Below are 1,266 nucleotides of genomic sequence, written 5' to 3' on the forward strand. Positions count from 1 at the left end.
TGGCTTCTTCTTCCCCATGCTCTCCATGATGGACATCATCCTTACCGGGGCCGAAGCCCCTGATCAGGGGTGTCCGTCAAAGCGAATCAAGCCCAATCCGCCGTCGCTCCACGTGCCGCGCGCAGCACCTCCAAGACCCGGCACGCGTCAGCGCGTCGCCAAGACACCGAACCAATCGAGACACCGAACCAATCGGCCCCGCACCGGGGCATCCGAACGAAAGACACACATCATGACCGCAGATGCACGCTCGTCCGTCTTCGAGCAGCTCGACCTGCCCGACACGAACCTCACCCGGGACACCTATGCCTATGTGGACCGGATCTCGCCCGCATTCGTTCTCCATCACAGCGTCCGCAGCTACGTTTTCGCTCGCGCCCACGCTCAGAACCAGGGTCTGCGCCGGTAGCGACTACGACGACGAGCTGCTGTTCCTCAGCTGTGTTCTGCACGACATCGGCCTGACCGAGGAGGGCAACGGCGACCAGCGCTTCGAAGTCGACGGCGCTGACACCGCAGCGGCATTCCTGCGCGAGCGCGGCGTCGAGGAACGGCGTATCGCCATCGCCTGGGACGCCATCGCCCTGCACACCTCGGACGGCATCGCCGCACGCAAGGGCACGGAGGTCGCGCTGGCCCAGGCCGGTATCGGCACCGACATCCTCGGAGTCCAGCGCGAGAGCCTGCCATCCGGCCTCGCCGACGATGTGCACGTCCTGCTCCCGCGCCTGGACCTGGGCTACGCGCTCAGCGATGCCATCCTCACCCAGGCCAAGGCCAAGCCTCACAAGGCGTCCCCGCTGACCTTCCCCGGTGACCTGCTGCGCCGTCATTTGCCCCACGGCGCCCATCCCGGCTGGTACGACCTGCTCGCCGCAGCTGGCTGGGGCGACAAGCCGGTCGGCGCAGTCGCCCGGCGCCGCGCTGAGACCCCACAGCAGGTGGGGACCTTGTTCATGGAGTACCTGGAGGCAGGGGACGTCGAAGGTCTGGTGTCGCTCTACGAGCCGAACGCCCACTTCGTCCCTGCCCCTGGGACCCACTTGACGGGCACCGACGCCATCCGCGCGGCCATGCAGCAGATGGTCGACAGCGGCTCCCGCCTGAAGCTCGAACTGCGCGACATCCGACAGGTTGACGACGTCGCCCTGGTGTCCAACAACGCCACACTCTGAGAAGCCGTTGTCTTTCCGAGAGTGACGGGTGCGTTTCCGCTGGTCAGGAATAGGGATGGTGTTTTGGCGGCAGGGACGGGGTGTCGTGTCG

At 66.3% G+C, this 1,266-nt stretch carries 1 protein-coding gene and 1 pseudogene; both read left to right on the forward strand.

Features of this window, described 5'->3' with window-relative positions; all coding sequences use genetic code 11:
* Positions 1–409 (forward strand): annotated as a pseudogene (locus tag ACFV1W_RS40680) (hypothetical protein); the annotation flags it as partial.
* Positions 312–1,175, forward strand: a complete 864-nt coding sequence (locus ACFV1W_RS40685) for a nuclear transport factor 2 family protein (RefSeq protein WP_380422625.1) — start codon at positions 312–314, stop codon at positions 1,173–1,175. The pseudogene ACFV1W_RS40680 and the gene ACFV1W_RS40685, both read left to right, overlap by 98 nt.
* Positions 1,176–1,266 lie beyond the last annotated feature (91 nt).

Origin of the sequence: Kitasatospora sp. NPDC059648, assembly GCF_042734825.1 — a bacterium.
GTDB lineage: Bacteria > Actinomycetota > Actinomycetes > Streptomycetales > Streptomycetaceae > Kitasatospora.